Annotated in this window: 19 protein-coding genes and 1 pseudogene; all 20 read right to left on the bottom strand. The window is 48.7% G+C overall.

Annotated features, from left to right (window positions below; all coding sequences use genetic code 11):
• Positions 1 to 3: 3 nt before the first annotated feature.
• Positions 4 to 321 carry a hypothetical protein gene (locus IEX81_RS07660; RefSeq protein WP_188802493.1) on the bottom strand — a complete coding sequence of 106 codons (318 nt, stop codon included), beginning with the start codon at positions 319 to 321 and terminating at the stop codon, positions 4 to 6.
• Positions 321 to 1,024, bottom strand: a pseudogene (locus IEX81_RS07650) (DUF5081 family protein). Before IEX81_RS07650 ends, IEX81_RS07660 begins: the two are co-directional and overlap by 1 nt.
• Before the next feature lie 2 nt (positions 1,025 to 1,026).
• Positions 1,027 to 1,344, bottom strand: coding sequence for a hypothetical protein (locus IEX81_RS07645; protein WP_188802490.1), 318 nt, complete (start codon positions 1,342 to 1,344; stop codon positions 1,027 to 1,029).
• 8 nt (positions 1,345 to 1,352) lie between these two features.
• Positions 1,353 to 1,721 (bottom strand): hypothetical protein, encoded by a 369-nt coding sequence (locus tag IEX81_RS07640; protein WP_188802489.1) that lies wholly within the window; start codon positions 1,719 to 1,721, stop codon positions 1,353 to 1,355.
• Positions 1,722 to 1,753: 32 nt separating this feature from the next.
• The gene (locus IEX81_RS07635; protein WP_188802488.1) at positions 1,754 to 2,080 is read right to left on the bottom strand and encodes a hypothetical protein; all 327 of its coding nucleotides are present in this window, start codon (positions 2,078 to 2,080) and stop codon (positions 1,754 to 1,756) included.
• Positions 2,061 to 4,910 carry a type VII secretion protein EsaA gene (esaA, locus tag IEX81_RS07630; RefSeq protein ID WP_188802487.1) on the bottom strand — a complete coding sequence of 950 codons (2,850 nt, stop codon included), beginning with the start codon at positions 4,908 to 4,910 and terminating at the stop codon, positions 2,061 to 2,063. The genes IEX81_RS07635 and esaA overlap by 20 nt, the downstream gene beginning before the upstream one ends.
• 55 nt (positions 4,911 to 4,965) lie before the next feature.
• Positions 4,966 to 9,447: a type VII secretion protein EssC gene (gene essC / locus IEX81_RS07625; protein WP_188802486.1), complete on the bottom strand. Its 4,482-nt coding sequence runs from the start codon at positions 9,445 to 9,447 to the stop codon at positions 4,966 to 4,968.
• A gap of 54 nt (positions 9,448 to 9,501) precedes the next feature.
• Complete coding sequence (gene essB / locus IEX81_RS07620; RefSeq protein WP_188802485.1) at positions 9,502 to 10,845, bottom strand: type VII secretion protein EssB; 1,344 nt, start codon at positions 10,843 to 10,845, stop codon at positions 9,502 to 9,504.
• A 12-nt stretch (positions 10,846 to 10,857) separates the two neighbouring features.
• Positions 10,858 to 11,097, bottom strand: a complete 240-nt coding sequence (yukD, locus tag IEX81_RS07615) for an ESX secretion system protein YukD (RefSeq protein WP_188802484.1) — start codon at positions 11,095 to 11,097, stop codon at positions 10,858 to 10,860.
• Positions 11,098 to 11,159: 62 nt separating this feature from the next.
• Positions 11,160 to 11,453 carry a WXG100 family type VII secretion target gene (locus IEX81_RS07610; RefSeq protein WP_188802483.1) on the bottom strand — a complete coding sequence of 98 codons (294 nt, stop codon included), beginning with the start codon at positions 11,451 to 11,453 and terminating at the stop codon, positions 11,160 to 11,162.
• 331 nt (positions 11,454 to 11,784) lie between these two features.
• Positions 11,785 to 12,291, bottom strand: a complete 507-nt coding sequence (locus tag IEX81_RS07605) for a hypothetical protein (protein WP_188802482.1) — start codon at positions 12,289 to 12,291, stop codon at positions 11,785 to 11,787.
• A complete protein-coding gene (locus IEX81_RS07600; RefSeq protein WP_188802481.1) occupies positions 12,291 to 12,728 on the bottom strand; it encodes a DUF5085 family protein in 438 nt (145 codons plus the stop codon). The genes IEX81_RS07605 and IEX81_RS07600 overlap by 1 nt, the downstream gene beginning before the upstream one ends.
• Positions 12,728 to 13,180 (bottom strand): hypothetical protein, encoded by a 453-nt coding sequence (locus IEX81_RS07595; RefSeq protein WP_188802480.1) that lies wholly within the window; start codon positions 13,178 to 13,180, stop codon positions 12,728 to 12,730. Before IEX81_RS07595 ends, IEX81_RS07600 begins: the two co-directional genes overlap by 1 nt.
• 111 nt (positions 13,181 to 13,291) lie before the next feature.
• Complete coding sequence (locus IEX81_RS07590; protein ID WP_188802479.1) at positions 13,292 to 14,146, bottom strand: hypothetical protein; 855 nt, start codon at positions 14,144 to 14,146, stop codon at positions 13,292 to 13,294.
• Between the two features lie 42 nt (positions 14,147 to 14,188).
• Positions 14,189 to 15,055 carry a hypothetical protein gene (locus IEX81_RS07585; protein WP_188802478.1) on the bottom strand — a complete coding sequence of 289 codons (867 nt, stop codon included), beginning with the start codon at positions 15,053 to 15,055 and terminating at the stop codon, positions 14,189 to 14,191.
• 26 nt (positions 15,056 to 15,081) lie between these two features.
• Positions 15,082 to 16,560, bottom strand: coding sequence for a T7SS effector LXG polymorphic toxin (locus IEX81_RS07580; protein ID WP_188802477.1), 1,479 nt, complete (start codon positions 16,558 to 16,560; stop codon positions 15,082 to 15,084).
• A 22-nt stretch (positions 16,561 to 16,582) separates the two neighbouring features.
• Entirely contained in the window at positions 16,583 to 16,867 is a 285-nt protein-coding gene (locus IEX81_RS07575) for a TIGR04197 family type VII secretion effector (protein WP_188802476.1), read from the bottom strand.
• Positions 16,868 to 16,878: 11 nt separating this feature from the next.
• Positions 16,879 to 17,271, bottom strand: a complete 393-nt coding sequence (locus IEX81_RS07570) for a YwqH-like family protein (RefSeq protein WP_188802475.1) — start codon at positions 17,269 to 17,271, stop codon at positions 16,879 to 16,881.
• 120 nt (positions 17,272 to 17,391) lie between these two features.
• Positions 17,392 to 17,685 (bottom strand): WXG100 family type VII secretion target, encoded by a 294-nt coding sequence (locus IEX81_RS07565; protein ID WP_188802474.1) that lies wholly within the window; start codon positions 17,683 to 17,685, stop codon positions 17,392 to 17,394.
• 383 nt (positions 17,686 to 18,068) lie between these two features.
• Positions 18,069 to 18,839 (bottom strand): YwaF family protein, encoded by a 771-nt coding sequence (locus tag IEX81_RS07560; RefSeq protein WP_188802473.1) that lies wholly within the window; start codon positions 18,837 to 18,839, stop codon positions 18,069 to 18,071.
• Between the last annotated feature and the right edge of the window lie 3 nt (positions 18,840 to 18,842).

Below are 18,842 nucleotides of genomic sequence, written 5' to 3'. Positions count from 1 at the left end.
CCGTCACCGCCCTTCATTGATTGCGGCGGCCAGCGCCTCGTCCTGGCCGCTCATGATTTCCGCTACGAGCGCCAGTATCTGCGCCGCCCGATAGTAGAAGTCGCCGGCATCCATCATTTTCTCCAGCGCCTGCCGGTAGTGGGCAAACGCGTCGGCGGCCTCGCCCTGAGCATAGTATCCGAGACCGCTTAACCGTTCGATCTCCGGGCGAATTCTGTTCTGAAAAAGATCGCCGATCGACTGGGCCCGTTCGGCAAAGCGCTGCAGTTCATCGGGATTCAGAGAGATTTCTCCGCCCCCGCCTTCCGCCATCGTCCTCATTAGGCATGCGCCTCCTGTCCGTAGGGAATGTCCAGCCAGTCAAACAGCTCCTTATAGAGATAAAACAGGCTGGCCTTTCGTGTTTTCTGACTGACAACATCCGTCCGGTAGAGCTGATTTTCAACCGGGACATAGAGAAAGTGGGAATAGGGCCTCAGATAACCCGATTTTTCCTTCGGCATCCACTCCATCGCTAAAAGATCGGTTTGATCCATAGAGATGGATGCCCACAGTTTTTTTCCTCGGCTGTGATTTCCTTCAGTAAAAACCGCTGTTCTTCCTCGGTCGGTTTGCGGTTCAGGAAGGGATGCGCCTGAAAAAGCCCGGTAACAAACAGGCTTTTCGGCAGGACCTCCAGCCGATAACTGCGCCACGGTTCCTGCTCGGTCAGCACAATCAGATCCCTGCTCCTCTCTTTTCTGAACGCCGCCATCTGATCGTTGATCCGGACATAGGCCGGGCTGTCCGCATAGATTTTCATCATTTCAATGAGTAAAACCGCCTGTTCAGTCAACCCGCCCGCATCCGTCAGGATCTTTTTCCTCTGCAGCGATCTTTTGGCCTTGATAAAAATCTTCATATCAAGCATCGCCAGCAGTTCCTGTTCCGGAAGGCCAAATAAATCATGCACATCCGCAGCCGTTCCGAGCACATAGAGCTCGGCCGGTGTCAGTCCGTCAAGCGTCAGCCGTTGATCTCCCATATTCACAGCCCCTTTATTTTCGACACTTCATCCGTTCCGGAAAAAGCGGCAATATCTTTTTGCAGAGACTGGAGGGACGCTGCATGCTGCGAAGTAATCTTCGTGACTTGACGCTGATACTGCAGCAAAATATCCATGAAGGCTGAAAAAGCCAGTTTATTTTTCCCAGTCCAGTCGGGCTGTCCGTCAATATCCGACTTCAGCGCCTCACCTTGAGAAAGTGCGGTGTGCAGCGCGGCGTCGATCGTTTTCATGCATTTTATCGCTTCTCCCAGTTGCGAACCCCTGATTTCCACATGATCTTTACTGGCTTTTCCCATCGGTTATGTCACCCCTTCTTCCTGTCTTCTTCCGCGGCTAAATATCTGTAATGAGCATAGGCTCTTTCCGCCCCCGCCCTGGCTTCCTTCGCATCATCCAGTTTTGTCCTCAAAGTGCGCAGTTGCGCCTTTAGCCGTTCGTCCGTCCTCTCCCGCGAGATACTGAATTCGATTCCCGGGATCTTGGTTTTCGGTACAGGATGTACGCTCACGTAACTGTTTATCTGCCCGGAGATCTGATGAAGATCGTCTTCCGCCCGGCTGATATAAGCGTCTAACTGATGGCGAAGCTGATCATATTTCGCGCGCTTGCGCTCGGCATCCGTCACGCCGATTCCAAAAAAGTTGCCGATCGAATCCCATATTGACTCTCCCATTAAAATGCCTCCTCATCTCCGTTTTCTCTATGTCATTTAAACAGCTTGGCGGCCGCTGTTTTAACGTCCGCTTTCTGATCTTTATCCGGCGTCAAAAACAGATTCTTGACAAGGTCATCTTTTGGGCGGGGTTCAATAAATGTCAGTTTCCTCACTTCCGCCGGTATTTTCCGGTAGGGTTCATTGATCGTGACATTGATCTCACTGGGGTTGATCTGCGTTTGCGATTTGGTGAGATGATTCGGTGTGACCCTGTCCTGTTTGATATTTCCGTTCCCGTATCCGTATCCGGAAACAACGATAAAAGACAGAAGGACGGCACCCGCCGGCAGCAGCACCTTAAAGAATTTCCGTTTCATGCGCTTTCTCCTCTTTCACGTGGCGTACAATCGCTCTCGTCCCGATTATGGCGAATACAGGAATAGTCAAAAGAGCAATAGCCAGAATTCCTTTCAGGAACGGAAGATAGTCCTGACTGTATGCGATCGAGAGGTACACGTCGGCAGCCGGGTTCTGAAAAGCGAAACCGTCCATGCTGTTTCTCAGCAAAGGCAGCGTAAAGAAGACAACCAGCGCCGACGTAAGCAGTACGCCGGCAATTTCAGACAGCAGGTAAACCTCCCGGATCCATGCGGACATGAGCGTGATCAGTCCGAATGTGAAGACGCTCCACATGATCGTCGCCGCGCCCGCCAGATTATACTGCGCCGTACCATAGTAGATGATAGCGGCGGAGCTGACGAGTGCGAGCAGAGCCGTAATCAGCCCGTTCGTTATCTTGCTCAGGCTGCGATAGTGATAGCTGAAATAACCGGTCAGGATACTGGCAATCAGCACGGCGAGCAAGGTAAGAAAAGGCTGCTGAACGGGGGGCGTATTACTGCTATCGGCCGCCGATTGCTGAGCCGGTCCGGGTGCGGCATTGTTCGCGTTTCCGGCTGTCAGTCCGGCCAGACTTACCGGGCTCGACAGCTGCTGATAAACGTTCTGATTGCGGTTGCCGGGTTCGCCCGTGTTGCCAAGCGTCTGAGCGATCGCGCTTTTCAGCTCTGCGGTTGCCGCGACGTTCTGCCCCCACGAATTGCTCAGCTGGCCGGCGCTGCTCTGAACACCGTTGACCATCGACTGCACGTCTTTTGAATCTTTCAGAATCAGAGATTCATTGCTTGAAATGTTTTGGATGCCCTGATCAATCATATTCAGCTGATCAAAATTATTGTCCTGAAGCGTCACGGCAATGCCGCTGGCGGTATTGGCAACAGTCATGTCCGGTGTCGTCAGCTGAATCGGTTTAACGATGGCCGCGGTCAGCTGCTGCGTGCTGGCGATGTTGTTTGCCAGCTCATTCTCCGCTTTTTGAAGACCGGTTTTTTGATTGGCCAGCGCATCACTGTATGTTTGAACAGCTGAATCATATTGTTTTTGAATCGAATCTTGAGTAGTTTGTAAAGCTTGAGTCTGATCAATCGTTTTCGAATCTGTTTGTATGGTTTCTAATGATGTGACTGATGAAGTCAGTTCCCCGGTTGTCTGATCGATCCAATTTTTGACCGAATTTAAAGACGCGGATAGTGTGTTCCCAGGATTATTTCCAACTAAATTGTTCAAATTAGTCAAACTGTCCTTCGTGTTATTCAGTAATACCAGATAATATTTTAAAGCAGCTTCATCATAATTATTTGTCGCAGTTATTGCGGCAGGATCAATAAATAGTGATGGGCCGATGTAGTTTTTAGCATCATTAATTTTCCCGAGGTTGCCGGCAGCGATGCTGCTGTCACCGGTAATGTTTCCATTATTTGCAAGATCACTGATTGCACTCTGAACGGAATCTATAGTACTTAAAATGTCTGTTTCACCGTTCCACTGTGAAACAGCAACCAGACCGGGTTTTGTTGATTGTGCAAGACTATTAATATCATTATTTACATTTTGAGACGCATTATTATAAGCCGTTTGGTAAAGTGCCTGTTCCAGATTGTATAGGCTTTGACTGTTTGTATTCGAAGGATCCGGATCTATTAAAGCGTTGATTGGAATTTTTGAATGATTAATTTGGTTGTTTAAAGTATCCAGAGGATCTGTATACACTTTTGATAGAGAATCCAGCTGAGTTTGAGCCGTCGTATTCAGTGTTGCTAATTCACTGTTTGCATCATTAATCAGACCATTTAATCCAGTTAATTCATCTGCTGCTTTCAGTGGTTTATCAATCGAAACCGTTTGATCTAAAAGAGTCTGTATGATTTGCGAATACGGACTCGCCGGACCGGTCACTCCGGTCAGACTTGCCTGAGCCTTGCTTGAGGCATCCTGCGCAGTGGTTGTGGCGTCCGATACCAGTTTCTCGTTTGCGATTCGCGTCTGATCCATCGTCTGGATTTGTTTTTTGAGCTGATCGTTGAGTTTATTCAGCGCGTCCAGCTGCTGACTGATTTGTGTTTTGGTATCGGTCAGCGTCAGCTGTTTATCGGCCGTCATTTTTGCCGCCTGGCCGGTTTCGGCAAGCAGCTGGTTGATCTGGTCCAGCTGCGCGTTAAAGACCTGCGCCATATCCAGTGAGGACGGCTTGTAAAAATCGGACATGGCCTGCAGATACTGCTGTTCCTTTTGCAGAACACCCGCAAAATTTCCGTTTATATAATTGATCCTGTCCGAGATGAACCGCCAGTATATTTTAGAAAACTGCTGGTTCAGGGTACCCCTGACTTTCTCAAACTCAGTCTGTACCCTAGCAGTGTCTTCGGCAGTCAGCTTGGGGTTCGCCCGATAGGAAATGACCGCCGCGCTCGGCTTCTGATTTTCAAACGTAAAAATATTCTGGGTAAAATTCGAAGGAATATAGAAGACGGCCTGATAGTTGCCCTGGCTCAGGCCGCTGTCGGCTGCGCTGCGGCTGACGGTTTCCCACTGATAAGGATCCTGATCGGAAAAGAGCGGTACGATCTGATTGCCGAGATTCAGTTTCTGGCCGTTAAAATCAGCGCCCTGATCCTCATTGACAAGCGCGATGTGCCCGGTTTGCGGTGCGGGAGTCACGACCGTTTTCGGCACATTTCCCTTCTTCGCCACCGGCTGTGGCGGCGGTGTCAGGTAGCGCGGCAGTACGGCGGAGACACTGACAATGAGAATAAATACGAGAATCAGTGACCCCCATTTCATCAAACGGTTTTTTCTTTCCTCGTCCATCATTGAAGAACTCCTTTTTAATGAAATTATGGCCTGACCGTTTATTTTCAAAGTTTTACATAATCGCTGTATCAAAGGCCGGCGCGTCCGTCAGTGGAATCATCACGCGGCGATCCTGTCCCTGATGCAGCAGATAGCCGAATCCCATCTCAAGCGCAGGTTCCTTGTTGATAAAAGGTAATGTAAACACGGACTGGTCGGTTTTCCGAATAAGCAGAAGGGCATCTTTCGTATTTTTCAGTTCGGCAGCGAGCGGATCGTAGCCTTTCCATTCCAGCTGATTGCCGGCCGCGATCACGTAAAAGCCGAGCGGGGCGAAGCGCTTCATCAGATTAACGATCCTTGTTTGCAGGCGGCTGTCCATTTTGCGGAGAAATGTGTCCAGACCGTCAATCAGCAAGTAAAATGCGGGATAACCTTCTGCGATTTCCGCACGTGTCCGCCCGGTCTCCAGCATCTTTTCCCTGATCTCCTTTTCTCTTGCGGCAAACGTGTTCTCCAGCCGATCGGCATACAATTCGATCAATGCGGCGTCCTCCAGGTACATCCAGTCGTGGTGTTCGGCCGCCTTGGCAAAGGCCAGTTCTTCAGAATCGCTGATCGCGACAAATGACTGTCCGGACCGCCTGATCTGTTCGAGAAAAAGCCGGATCACATTGGTTTTGCCCTTTCCCGAGTCACCAACAATAATGAAGGCGGTCATTTGCCGGCAGGAAATGCCCAACGGTTCGACGGATTCCGCATCAAGACCGAGATAAATGCTGTCCGCGCGCATCTTTTTGTTCTGAAGGAACAGCGAGGTTTCCAAGGTTTCCGGCAGCATCGGCACATGGTATATCGTCTCGCTCTCCGGATAAATCCGGTTGCAGGCATCGACTTCCTCCCGCAGTCTCTCCAGCTGTCCGGCCGCCGTTTTGGCTTCAAACGGGAGGTAGGTCTGTATGCTTTCCAGTTCCTCTGTCATGATCAGGGCGCGTCCGGGAAGGGCTTCAACCGTTTTCTTGACCGAACCGCTGAATACCGTATAGAATTCCGACTGATCCACCATATAGTGGGACAGGCGAACCGGCAGACTGGTCAGCAGATTCGGTCGAATACCATTCGCGCGTGAGACGGACAGAATGAACTGGATGCCGAGGCTGCTCCCTTCCCGTGCCCAGCGGATGAAGGATTCCTCCAGCTCCGACGCTTCCTCTCTCAGCGCTTCAAAATTATCGACAACGATTTTCAGGTAAGGTAATGTCTGCGCTTCCTGTTCGTTGTAAAGTTCGATGCTCGGGACCCCTCCGCGGCGGAGGAGATCTTTGCGCCGCTGAGTCTCCTGATTCAGCCATTTGACGAACTTCCTGATCTTTTCTTTCTCATCGAGGCGAAAGTAATCGCCGGAATGACGAAGTTTTCTGAGCGGCAGCAAACCGCCGCTGCCAAAGTCGAACAGATAGAATTGCACGTTGTCCGGTGAATAGCGTCTGGCGGCCGCCAGTAAATAAGAGGAAATGGTGGTCGTTTTTCCGAACCCGGACGCGCCGAATATCGCCATATTTTTTGCTTTTTGCAGCTGCAGATATACGGGCGTCTGTTTCTGCGTTTCGGGATGGTCCGCGAGACCGACCGCGTAAAAATCGCCTTCTTCTTTTAATGCCGCCGGACGGACAAGATGAACAGGCAGCGGCGCAATCCATGGACTTGGAAGACGTTTCAGGCCCATTTCGGCATAGAGCCGGGCGATCGTCCGGACGACCACGTCGAGCTCCGTTTCCTTTTTCGCCTGAACCTGCGACTTCGCATGCACCTCGGAAATCGGATACAGGCCTGTGTCTTTCACGTAGAAAACATCATCCTCGGATGTGTAGATATTTTTCTCATAAGGTGCCCCGCTCCAGGCAGACTGAAAGAGTTCGTACATTTCGTTGTTTCCGACCTGAAGATAGGCGCGGCCGACCTGTTTCAACTCGGCTGCGTCGCCGTTGCCCAGTATGTCGTTGCTGTCCGACGCGTCCTGCACGCGGAGGGCTATTTTAAAACGCGAGTTGCTGCGGATCTGATCATCCACGACTCCGGCAGGCTTCTGCGTCGCCAGAATCAGGTGAATCCCCAGGCTGCGGCCGATCCGCGCCGTCGTAACCAGCTCGCGGATAAAGTCCGGCTCTTCCTTCTTCAGTTCCGCAAACTCGTCGGAAATAATGAACAGGTGGGGCATCGGCGTTTTGACTTTTCCCTGTTTATACAACAGCTGATAGTCATCAATATGATTAATATTATTTTTGGAAAAGAGCTTCTGCCGCCTGAGCGATTCGCTTTTCACCGCGGCCAGCGCCCGCTCGCTGAAGTTCTTCTCATCGTTGATATTCGTCATCGTTCCGAGCAGATGCGGCAATTTTTCAAAAAGCTGGGCCATTCCGCCGCCTTTGAAGTCGATGAGGAGGAAGGCGACATCATGCGGATGAAAATTGACGGCCATCGATAAAATGTAAGACTGCAGCAGCTCGCTTTTTCCGGCTCCTGTTGTACCCGCCAGGAGCCCGTGCGGCCCGTGCGCCTTTTCATGAAGGTTTAATTCCAGCACATCGTTCCTGCTGCGCAGCCCGATCGGCACGGCGAGCGACTGAATCGGGTCGTGCTCGGCCCAGCGCCTCTGGATCTGCAGATCCCTGACGTCCTCCGCGTGCATCATTTCCAGAAAAGAGACGCTTTCCGGAATCGAATTGGTGAATCGGGTCGTATGCTTGAGCGAAGCCAGACAGCGGGAAAACCGTTCATTTCCGTCTTTAGTAAATGGATCGAGGCTGAACTTCTGACCATTCGCCACTTTATTCAGAATCATGACATCTCCCTCATGCTCGTTCACGTAGCGGACAACCGTATTCACGTTCTCGGTTAGGTTATCTTTGTTATTAGCCAGAAAAATGGAGCCGACCCCGATCTCGGTGAAATCCTTATTGAGGAATTCCACGATTTCATGTTCGTGAATCAGCCGGTCCGATGCGACAATGAAGACGATATGCGGCAGAAACAGTTTCTTTTCTTTGTTCTCCGCACGTTCCCTTTCCTTCAGCAGCTCATAGATTCCCGAGAGCAGCAGATCCCGTGTCTGTTCGCTGTAAATCATGTCCCGTCCCTGTGTGTTCAGGCTTTTCAGATGCGGCAGCCATTTCAGCCATGCCCATTCCGCGTACTCCTCTTCATCAAAGAGGACGACGAACCGCAGGTCATGGTAGCTGTGAAAGAAAGCCAGCTGCATCATCAGCTGCTGGACGGCATTGCGGATGATCGAATGTTTCCCGACAATCCCGACCGGGCCGTCCAGCAGCCGGATCGTCAGCGGTACATCGGCGACCTGGCGATAATGGTCCACAATGGTCCTTGCTTCCAGGTAAAGTTCATCAAACGACCGGTTGGAAAGTTCCTGATCACTGCCCTGAATTTCATAATCGGCAGGCAGAGTCGTGCTGCCCAGCCTTATTTCGAGAAAATCATCGTCTGTCCGGCCGCGCTCCCAGATCCGCGGGCTCAGCCGGAAGGCAAGTTCCTTCAGCTTTGCGCTGCCCGGGAACTGGTAGCGAAGCACCAATCTCTGCTTTTCGTACAGCTGATTCAGTTCTTCCCGCTTTTCTCTGAGGTAGCCTGTATAGTTGGCTTTCCGCTCTTTTTGATGCTCCTTCGTACGCCTTGATTCTCTAACATATTGATAACCAGACGTGAAGATTGTCGAAAGAAACATGACGATGGAGAGAAGCATATAAATGCCGGTTGGCTGAACAATCAGTACGATGGACATGACGATGAGCATGACGAGGGGCGGCAGAATCGTGACCCACAGATTGTGACGGCTGTCTTTCTCCGAATCTGACGGCCAGGAAAACTTGACTTTGACCTTCGGGCGTTCATAGATGAGCCTCGGCATTCTCTGATAGTTCGGGTATTTCTCGGCAAGCATGGTCTTCGGGCTGCGGGCGGGGACAAGCTTTGTTTGATAGGGTTCACTCGCAGTCAGCACGATTAAATCCGACGACTTCAGCGTCCATTCATTTAGCCCCCACGAAACAACGTCGCCCGTCTCTAAAAGCACACTGCCGTATATCCTTTCCCCGTTGACAAACATTGGGTGGATTTCGGAATCCGGCCGTGCGCGCCATTTGTCTCTTTCTCTGATCAAAAGAAAACCGGTTCCGTCTTCATACTGCGGAAAGGAAAAATCAGCGGCCTCCCCGGAGGCAACCGACACCTGAAGCCTGTGCCCGATGTAGTAGCCGGTGGATTTCGAGGCCGTATCCTGATACACCAGCTCCAGCCGGTCATTTGCTTCATTCCGGACAATCTCGTGCACGTTGGCAGTAAGAAATGATCGTGAGTCCTGATTGATCAGCACCCACTTCTTTTCTTCGGCATCCCATCTCACCGTCATTTTATGGCCGAATGGGACCGGAATCGTGATCGTATCCATTAACTCGTCGCCGATCACCACTTCTTTCTTATGAAAAGGCTGCAGGTTAATCAGCTGATAGTGTTCTTTTGTAAAAAGCCACAGCTTTTCCAAAATGCACCCCTCCTTTCAGTGGACATCTTTCAAACCCTGTACCCTCGCTTAAACCTAATTGCTGGTTTGCGTCTTTTCGGATGATCCGCCGCTACTTTGGGTATTCTGCGTATTTTTTTCATTTTGCGCCGGCTGCTTCGGCGATGACGCTCCGCTTTGCGTGCTTGCGCCACTGCTCCCGGCAGCAGAAGTATTCGTCGAACTGCTCCCGCTCCCTGAAGTGCTGCTCCCTGACATACTTTTCTGGCCTTGCGTTATATCCTGATACTGGGACAGTTCGGAATTGATCGCCTGAAGCTGCTGTGCCTTTGCACTGCCGCTCATCGACATATTGTTCTGGACCGCCAGTTTTTCCTTGATCAGCGCATAAGCCGTCAGCATGCGGTCATTGAGCGATTTCGCCGTATTCAGCGCGCCTACCGCATCGCCGCGTCCGGCCTGAATCCAGTACTGATAATAGAGCGGGTTGCTTTGAAGGGTCAGGTTATTCAAAATGTTGTTGTGCTGTGTATCCGTCAGCGGTTCGTTTTTCACATAAGAAACGGCCAATTCATAACGGACAACTTTCGGCATATTATTATAGGCAACCGGACTTAAGACCGTCACTACATCGCTGTAGCGATTCTGCAGGAAAAACTCATGGCTCTGCTCGAAAAGGCTCTCCCGCGGGAGCTGAATGAAAAATGCATAGATCGTCAAAATAAGAAGAGGAATAAGGATGGCTATGCCGCCGATCAAAAGTCCGTTTTTGATCATATTCTTTTTTTTAGGTATTCTCGTGCTCTGTTTTTCCAGCAACAGTTCTTTTTTCCGTTCATTTTCCACGAGGCCGGCCAGCGCGTGAAACGTTTTGCAGCGGAAAAGGTCCTTTACAAACCGCGTCGATTTTGTTGCAAAATCAAATTTGACATATGTATCAAAGCTGTTTGACGGGTCAAACAATAATGCGATGACCGCCCTGACATGCTGGAGCGTCTTTTCCTCATCGAATGCAACCGGCGGCAGGCTGTCCCTGACCCCGTAATGAAGAAAGACCGGCTGAAATCCAGAAGAAAAAAAGAGATTTTCCGGGAAACAAATCGGAACGATCCGGGAGTGCTCCCTATTTTTAAAGAAATGAATCAGATTGCTGGAAAAAATCAGCCGTTCAATTGACGTTTCCGCTTTCAGTTCGGAAAAGCTTCTTAGTTCAGGATTTTCCACAGCTGTAATCACAACTTCATCTTCGGTCGTTTCCACTTTTCTGGTGACGCCGTCCTCAATACTTTGCAGAACACCTAATTCTTCCACATGGCGCAGCGGAATCTTGACCCGTTGAAAAGTCAGCCTGTACTGACTGTCTTTTTGCTCCGCTTCCGCATCAAGTACGGATTGAAAAAAGCTGTTCGAAAGTGCCATAATTGTTCTCCTTCACAATACAGTGAGCTTATCGCCGTCCGAGATCCTTTTATCTCCTAAAATATCAAAACCGCGAATCATTTGTTCCTTATTTTCGACGCGTACCCAGTATCCGCTTCGCGGCGCCTTCTGAATGCCGGCAATTGTCCAGACCGTCCGTATCAGCTGTTTGACCGGCTGCCGGTCCGAGACTCTCAGGTCCAGCGTCTTCCTTTGATAACGAGACAAATCGACTGTAATATTGATATACATTTTAGTTCACTCCATTGGAAAAAAACCGAAACTCTGCCAAGAGCTCCGGTTTCGACTTTTCCTCACCCGTTGATTTGTCCGGCAATACGCTGATCGGTCTCTTCGAGGACGTTCGCCGTCTGTGCCAGCTGCCGGTCGATGTCCTCGAGAAGCTGCCGCATCTGCTGAAAAGACGGGCGCAGCCTCTCATACTGATCCTTGAACGCCCGGCTTGAGGCACCTTCCCAGACCTGCTCCAACTGATTGATCATCCCGTCCAGCCGCCCGATCAGCTCGCCCGTGTTCGACGACTCCTGCCCATACTTCGCCGCATAACTCCGCAGTTCTTCAGGAGTCAGCCTGATTTGTCCTGCCATGAATAAAGCCTCCTCGTTTTTGGCAAACGCTTGCCGGAAAATGCAGGGTCCAATCCGCGCAGCAGCGGATCGCCGCTGAAAGCAAAAGGCCCCGAGTTCCAAGTCCCGAGATAATTGATAAATACCCATGAACAGCCGAAGACCCGAATTTCTTGTTTTTCGGAAAAGTAAGCCTTTCCCCGCCATTCACTCGTATTATAAATAAATGTGACAGAATATTGAACAGGGAAAAGTTCCTAAATTTCCGTCAATTTTTGCGGCATTCAACACTCATTCGATAAACTTCGACAAAAAATTGCAGGCCTTTTTTACCATCTTTTTTTAAATTATCCTATTCTACCGGCATTTCCTGTCCATTCGGCAGCAATCCTCCAACGCTAACGGGAAGATGAATTTCCGCATACCATTCTCCGTAAACCGCGATCATAACATGATAGAATACAGACGAACAGGAAAAACCATGTTGGCGCGCAAACGCCTGCAGTTCCCTGTGCGAGACGGAGAACGGTTTGCCCTCCTCGTCGTGGCGGAGAGACAGCGTATGCTCCAGCATGAGAGACGGCTGAAAAACGAATCCGGCTTCCGGATCTGCCTTCAGTGACCCATTCAGCGGCAGGTAAAAAGTAAACGTGTCCCGGGCGGAAAGCGGATCCATTTGCTCGCTCGTCATGACAAGCGGTCCGACAGGATACAAGCCGTGTTTGACCGCCTCGATTTTCAAAATTTCCGCTCGCTCCAGCCACATCGCTTTCTCAATAGTTTCCGTCCGGCTCAGCACGTTGAACAGAATCAGCGACGACTCTTTAATGCGGCTGTGCTTCTGTTTTTCTGCCGGCATCATTGAATCCCCACTTTCAATTCGACATATTGAAAATTCAGGTCTCCCCTAAAAAAATGGAAGAACGGGGACGCCATCTCCAGCTCATTATCCTCTAAGAATTGAAGCAGTTCCGCGTATGCCCGTTCCGTCCGTTTTTCAATATTTCCGGAATAATAGGTCATGATCATGTTTTTCACGGTGAAGTAGCTGCGGAAAAAAAGCAAGTCGTCCTCGGGAACATAGTTTTCTTCAACAGCCGCAAACATTTCAACTGCCATCTGCTCATCGACCGGAACATTGTTTAATGAGTAGAAAAGCGTTCCTGTCGGTGTCAGATTCTTCTCCTCGAGTATTCGGCAGAAGTCTTCCAGCGCCTCCGGAAACTGCGAATAGTGAAGGCTGTACCGCCCGGACACGACATTTCTGAGCTCAATCGAATCATTTTCGATAACCATCAGGCAGCACTTCCTTTTATGGGGGCGTGTATATCGAAAAACCGTTCTCCATTGACTTCCAGGCAGACATGGTAAAAGGGCCGTTCAAGAATAATCCCCCGCCTGTACGCGACGTTCTCCAGTTCCCGGTATGACGCTGCAAACGGTTCATCCGCTTCATAATGGCGAATGGCTGCCGTTTTTTTGAAATAAAGACGGCTGCGAAAGCCGAGTGCCCGCTCGGCAGGTACTTCGACAGGCGAACTGAGCGGCAGAAATAATCCGTACTCCCGCAGTTCAGGCTCGTTTTTCACTTTGCCGATCGTCATCACGAGCGGTCCGTTCGGATAAACACCGCTTTCAAGCGCCAGCTTTCTCAGTTCCTCCCCCTCTTCATGCCAGCGGTCCATCCCGCAGATAACCGAACGGCTCAGCAAATTGAGAAGAACCAGCGAACTTTGCTTAACCCTCATCATCAGGACTCCTTTCATTCTTTCAATTGTTCATGCGTCTTTTATAATTGTCAGCATGATCAAAAACCAATGGTTAGCGATGCGCTCACTTTAAATCATCACAAATGGCGATTATTGGTCTTTCTTTTTTTTTTCTAGTTTCTGCCTTCTGACTTCTTTCTTCTCTTCCATATCGAATTGTTTCAGCTGCGCTTTTAATAGGCCGGCCTCCTTATCAATTCTGATCTGCTCAGTTTCAGTAATATTAAACGAAGGAAAACGCAACTTGCAGTAGAATACAAAAATATATTCAGTCGATACAACAGTGTACATCAAAAACGACATGACAAGCATTACGGAAAGAATCACTATGTCCTGCCCCATGTTTCCAAGGAAGCTCATAACCAGGCCGCCCAAAATGACGATCGGAAATATAACACCGAACATCGATGAAAAACTATTTACTCGTTCACCATATTGTTTTCCCATAAGTCCACGACCGTTCTCTTTAAATTCTCCTTTCTGAAGAAGACGATAAGCTCTTAATAGAGAAAGGCCAAAAATGAATATGCTTCCTAGAATATAAAAAATTAACGTATTGAAAAAAGGAAATGCCGGAAAATCCATTTTAGTTTTAACTAAAAAAAACAATGTCATATCGAATGACATTTTTGGTGCACTTAATAAAAGAATCAACATTTGGAACTTTTGATATTTTAAACTAAGTCTCTTAGAGAAAAATAACAAAGTAACCAAAAATAACATGGAGGCAGTCAATTCTTGAAAAAAGAAAAAAGGAAACCAAAATTGGCTGAAATTTGAACTTACCGATTGTGACGCCGCATATGCACCAAAAACCATCAACAAAGACAGAAACGGATATATAAAAACCATTTTACCTAGCCTTATCGGATTAAGCCGTCCCGACGAAACGCCATTTCGGAAAAACTCGAAATCTTGTTCAGAAAAGTTGCTTAATGCCTTCATACTAACCCCGCCAATTTTTGTCCGCAGAATGGATGACCTAGTTCACCCACGAAAATTTTTTGAGTTTTTCCTTTTCTCACGTTTTGGCCGCTTCATGGCTTCTTTTTTTTCTTTTTCTAACCGATTGATCTGTTTTAAAAGAATCTTATTCCTCCTATCGATTCCTACTTGTTGTTCGGCTGTGACATTAAACGACGGAAAGCGGAGCTTGCAGTACAGCACGAAAATAAATTCTGTGACACCGACGGAATAAATGATGGCGGATAACACAAACATAGCAAAAGTAATAACAACATACATCCCAGTCTCTCCGAACAAAACGGTGCCCGCTCCCCCTCCCAAGAAAGAAGCAACCAAAGCGTAAACGGCTATATTCGAAAATTTCGATGTGCTTTCACTATATTGTTTACCTAATAGCCCGCGACCGTTTTCTCTGAATTCTCCTTTTTTAAGCAGGCGATAAGCTCTAATCAACGACAGACAAAAAATAAGAATACTTCCCAGGATGTAAAGAAGCAATGAAACTGTAAATGAAAATGACGCGATACGTTCCGATAATACAATAAGAAAAAAGAAGGTCATATTAAATGCCATGGAAACCGAACTGATAATCAAAACTACTATCTGTATTTTTTGAAACTTTAAACTTATCCATTTGAAAAAAAACAACAGCGATGATAGGCCCATAATTATTAGCAAAGCCCATTGAAACATAAGCAGCGGTGACCAAATCTCATATAGATTTGTTATCACGCTTAACTCTGCGGTGCTTCCAAACAAAGAAAGTAAAGAAAGCAATGGAAAAGCAAAAAGACGCTTTCCCATATTGGCCGGATTTAATCGTCTTGATGAAACACCTTTACGAAAAAATTCGAAATCTTTCTCTGAAAATTCACCTGACGCTCTCATTATTAGGCCCCTCATGCTAATTTGGCTTATCGAACCCAGGAAGCTACTTGGTTTCCTGCGTTGTGGACAATACTTTTAGCACTGTCTACTATACTTTTATTGCCAAACGCTTTAAATTTGTAATTCAACAGCGTGCTTGCCTCAGCGCCAGCTACAGCTCCTACCACAGTTCCCAGTGGCGGAAAGAAGAAAGAACCGATAATAGCCCCTACACCAGTTGCTGCAGCCGAAACGCCGAGATCCACACCAATATCTTCTGTAATATTGGCAACTTTTTCCCCGCCCATTTTTTCATTTTTATGAGCCTCAATATCGGAATATACAGTTAAACCGACACCGGCGATGCCGGCAGCCTTTCCGAATTTCCCCATGCTGCCCAGCTTTGTCCAGCTGCCTTTTTTGACGAAATCCCAGTTGCTGTTCAGGCTGCTTTTCACAGCGCCGTTAAAAGCTTTTAACTTACCCATCGTGCCCGACTCGCTTAATAAATAGTTTTTCACATCAGAGGACTCGTTGATCAGGCCGTACCCAGCAATACTCGGCCCTTTTTCCCCGCCGATTCTGATCGGATCCCCGTTTGTTAATTTCATATTAAACGTATAATTTTGCGGCAGTTTGCCCCAACGTCCCAAGTACAGCTCCATCCACTTTTTATCACCGGTAATGTAAATATAATTGCCCCTTCTTACTATTTTCAGGCCCTTCATCGCAGCTAAACCCGCAGGCAGAGTTTTTGCTGTCAGTGCCGAGAGTGTAATCGTATATTTTGCACCGTTTTTTACGAGCACAAGATTACCGTTCTGCCCCGTTTTAGGAACATCGCCGGCATAGGCGGTTTCCACGGCCTTCGTTCTCTGAATCAGTTCTTTGCCGATCGCCGTTTGCGCGAAAGTGCCTCCTACATAAAAGGACTCGGTGCCTAGATGAGGGCTGTAATCTTTCTTTATCTTGGTCATCGCCCGCTCGATCGCTGTCAGGAGCGGCACCAGGTCGCCGGTAAAATCGGCCGAAACAAAAGACATGAACTGGTCTTTCAATTGGCCGGTTTCCCGGTCCTGCAGTTCGACGTCCGACGAGAACGCCATTGCGGAAGGGACATTGAAGAAGGAGACATCACTGACGGCACGGACGTCCGCCGCCAGCTGGTTTTCAATCCCGTCGAAATGGCTTTTCAGCTGTCTCAGCTGTCTGCGGACGTCATCCAGATGCTCCGAACGGATTACTGCATTGGAGTCGCTGTCGACCTGCCGGTCAAACTGCTGCAGCATTTTCTTATACACCTGCTGCAGCCGCTCCCCCGCCTGAATCAGGCTTTTAATCAGCGTCAGATGGACTTCGCTGAAATAGGCGCGGATGCTGTCCGCAGCCGCCCCTTCAAAGGACTGAAGCGCGTTGAATTCCTTGATTTCGGTTTGGATCTTTCGCAGCGCATCCGCCGCAGCGGCCTCTTGAGGCGCCAGTTGACTTTCTATTCTTCTCGGTTCTGCAATTTGAACTTTCGGCATCGAACCGCCTCGCTTTTCGTCATCATTTAACGCGTGCAGAGAGATAGTGTGCCAGTTTCTGATCGGTTTGCTCGATTTCGTCCCCGATTTTTTTCAGTTTCGAAACTTCGGAATGAAGCGACGACTGATAATCGCGCAGCAGGCGCTGCCACTGTTCAATTGCCTTGCTGAGTTCCCTGATCGATCGGGCATCGGTCTCGTGAAGATTCGTGTCGACAGGACGGCCGGCGCCCAGATTGGCAGCCGCCCGATCAAGCTGCGAGACTTTGCTGAAATACGCACGCGCATTGAATTCAATCGTTATCATCTTAATCACACCTATTTGGTTTTTAATGCGGCAAGAGACGAATGAATCGACGTGATGTCGGAGCGGCAGAGATTCAGGCTGCCGCTCAAATGTCTGATCTGATCCTGGACGTCTTCTCTTAAATGATGAACGGAAGTGATGTAGAATTGATAATCCGCCAGGGTTTCCGAATTCAATCGGTTGTCAAAAATTCTCCGATGGGCACCGTCCCATTCGTTCCGCGGATTATACAGCGAATGAAATTTATTGCGGTTGTCCACAAATGAAGACAGATGCTGATCGATTTTTGCAAGCAGCGCATGCAGTTTGTTGATTTTTGCTATCAGTACCGATTCTTCCCCATAAAGGGATGAAAGGTTATGATTCAGATTCTGCCGGATTTGATCGGCAAGACTCGCCGGCATCGATCTTCCCTCCCTCTTGCAGGCTATTAATGAATCACAAGTGAATCCGCTTCAGGCGCAAAATTCCATGAACTTGAAAAAACCGAAACTCCTGTCGGAGCCTCGGCATGATCGAAACAATTATCCGTTAATTTGTCCGGCAATACGCTGATCCGTCTCTTCCAGAATGTTGGCCGTCTTCGCCAGCTGCCTGTCGATGTCCTCCAGAAGCTGTTGCATCTGATGAAAAGACGGACGCAGCCTTTCATACTGATCCTTGAACGCACGGCTTGAAGCGCCTTCCCAAACCTGGCCCAGCTGATTGATCATCCCGTCCAGCCGTCCGATCAGCTCGCCCGTGTTCGACGATTCCTGTCCGTACTTTGCCGCGTAGCTGCGCAGTTCTTCCGGAGTCAGTCTGATTTGTCCTGCCATGAATAAAGCCTCCTCATTTTTGGCATGTACCATGCCGGAAAATTTATCGTCAAATCCGCGGAACGGCGGATTCTCCGCTGAAAGTAAAAGCCCTGTGTTTAGACACATACTCATGATCAACTAAAGAGCCGGATTTCGTGTTCGGAAAAGTAAGCCTTTTCCTGCCGTTAATTCGTATTATATAAAAGTATGACAAATTAATGAACATGAAGAAGAGCCTAAATTTCCGTCAATTTTTGCGCAATTCAAAAATTAATCGACCGAATTCGACAGGAAAATACAGGACTTTTTTACCGGTCATTTCTTGATTTTGCCGTTAGAAAGGCACTTTTTAATGCCCTGAAAACTATCATCCGCCACCAGTGCATCCGGATGCGTTCCTTTTATTTTTCTTTCTGCATATGAAATTTGTGCTTTATCCGTCCCCCTCCCCGCTCGTCTTTTTCCATCATGCCGAAAGGGACATAAAGCAAAACGAATTCAAGAAGCACCATCGCTTCAAGAGAGAGGAGATGCCATGGCCACGGTCCGAGAAAATCCATGACAGAAGATGTTTTCGGCCTGTTCATAAGATATAAGTAATTGGCACCCGTAAGCCGGTCAAGGAAGAAGATGCCCGCCCCATATACAGTAACAATCAGAAAAGTCACCCATAATGAAAGAAATGATGGTCGGTAGTGTTCCACCGCAATCATGAACAGGCAGGCAAGAATCATGCTGCCGTGTGCCGTGAAAAATTCGATAAAGAGAAAATGAGGAAACGCGTAACCGCCCAGATCCGGTGTAAGCAGCGCCTGCAATGAACTGCCTAGGCCTGCAAAGTAAAGAAATGAAAAAAGATAACGATTCCTATTCACCAGCAGCAGTATCGCCAGCACTGCGGCGAGGTCGCTTAACTCGAGCGGAAGCGATGATTTCAGCGACCATTTATTAAAATAAACGAGCCAGACCTGATAGCTGATTTCCGAAAGAAGCAGCAAAGCGGCGAGAAGATAACGCAGCCAGGTCCGCCACTGTTCTGAAAGCCGGATACGTGTTCGAAAAACAAACAGAAGAATTGCCGCCAGACTGATGAGGACAAGAGCCGCCAGGTGTTCCGCTGAAAAGAGATGGAACGGCGCTCCATAAGGCTTCGGCTGAAAAAAGTTTACCATATT

It is taken from the genome of Sporolactobacillus putidus (genome assembly GCF_014647035.1).
Classification (GTDB): Bacteria; Bacillota; Bacilli; order Bacillales; family Sporolactobacillaceae; genus Sporolactobacillus; species Sporolactobacillus putidus.
The sequence above is the reverse complement of the archived record's forward strand: the minus strand, read 5'-3'. Positions and strand labels throughout refer to the sequence as shown.

Bases quoted from the DNA above. Each gene is read 5' to 3' on its own strand.
- IEX81_RS07640 (WP_188802489.1), bottom strand. From the start codon at position 1,721: ATGGGAGAGTCAATATGGGATTCGATCGGCAACTTTTTTGGAATCGGC.
- IEX81_RS07660 (WP_188802493.1), bottom strand. From the start codon at position 321: ATGAGGACGATGGCGGAAGGCGGGGGCGGAGAAATCTCTCTGAATCCC.
- IEX81_RS07645 (WP_188802490.1), bottom strand. From the start codon at position 1,344: ATGGGAAAAGCCAGTAAAGATCATGTGGAAATCAGGGGTTCGCAACTG.
- IEX81_RS07570 (WP_188802475.1), bottom strand. From the start codon at position 17,271: ATGCCGGCGAGTCTTGCCGATCAAATCCGGCAGAATCTGAATCATAAC.
- IEX81_RS07575 (WP_188802476.1), bottom strand. From the start codon at position 16,867: ATGATAACGATTGAATTCAATGCGCGTGCGTATTTCAGCAAAGTCTCG.
- IEX81_RS07580 (WP_188802477.1), bottom strand. From the start codon at position 16,560: ATGCCGAAAGTTCAAATTGCAGAACCGAGAAGAATAGAAAGTCAACTG.
- IEX81_RS07635 (WP_188802488.1), bottom strand. From the start codon at position 2,080: ATGAAACGGAAATTCTTTAAGGTGCTGCTGCCGGCGGGTGCCGTCCTT.
- yukD (WP_188802484.1), bottom strand. From the start codon at position 11,097: ATGTATATCAATATTACAGTCGATTTGTCTCGTTATCAAAGGAAGACG.
- IEX81_RS07585 (WP_188802478.1), bottom strand. From the start codon at position 15,055: ATGAGAGCGTCAGGTGAATTTTCAGAGAAAGATTTCGAATTTTTTCGT.
- esaA (WP_188802487.1), bottom strand. From the start codon at position 4,910: ATGGACGAGGAAAGAAAAAACCGTTTGATGAAATGGGGGTCACTGATT.
- essB (WP_188802485.1), bottom strand. From the start codon at position 10,845: ATGGCACTTTCGAACAGCTTTTTTCAATCCGTACTTGATGCGGAAGCG.
- IEX81_RS07590 (WP_188802479.1), bottom strand. From the start codon at position 14,146: ATGAAGGCATTAAGCAACTTTTCTGAACAAGATTTCGAGTTTTTCCGA.
- IEX81_RS07565 (WP_188802474.1), bottom strand. From the start codon at position 17,685: ATGGCAGGACAAATCAGACTGACTCCGGAAGAACTGCGCAGCTACGCG.
- IEX81_RS07610 (WP_188802483.1), bottom strand. From the start codon at position 11,453: ATGGCAGGACAAATCAGGCTGACTCCTGAAGAACTGCGGAGTTATGCG.
- IEX81_RS07605 (WP_188802482.1), bottom strand. From the start codon at position 12,291: ATGCCGGCAGAAAAACAGAAGCACAGCCGCATTAAAGAGTCGTCGCTG.
- IEX81_RS07595 (WP_188802480.1), bottom strand. From the start codon at position 13,180: ATGAGGGTTAAGCAAAGTTCGCTGGTTCTTCTCAATTTGCTGAGCCGT.
- IEX81_RS07560 (WP_188802473.1), bottom strand. From the start codon at position 18,839: ATGGTAAACTTTTTTCAGCCGAAGCCTTATGGAGCGCCGTTCCATCTC.
- IEX81_RS07600 (WP_188802481.1), bottom strand. From the start codon at position 12,728: ATGGTTATCGAAAATGATTCGATTGAGCTCAGAAATGTCGTGTCCGGG.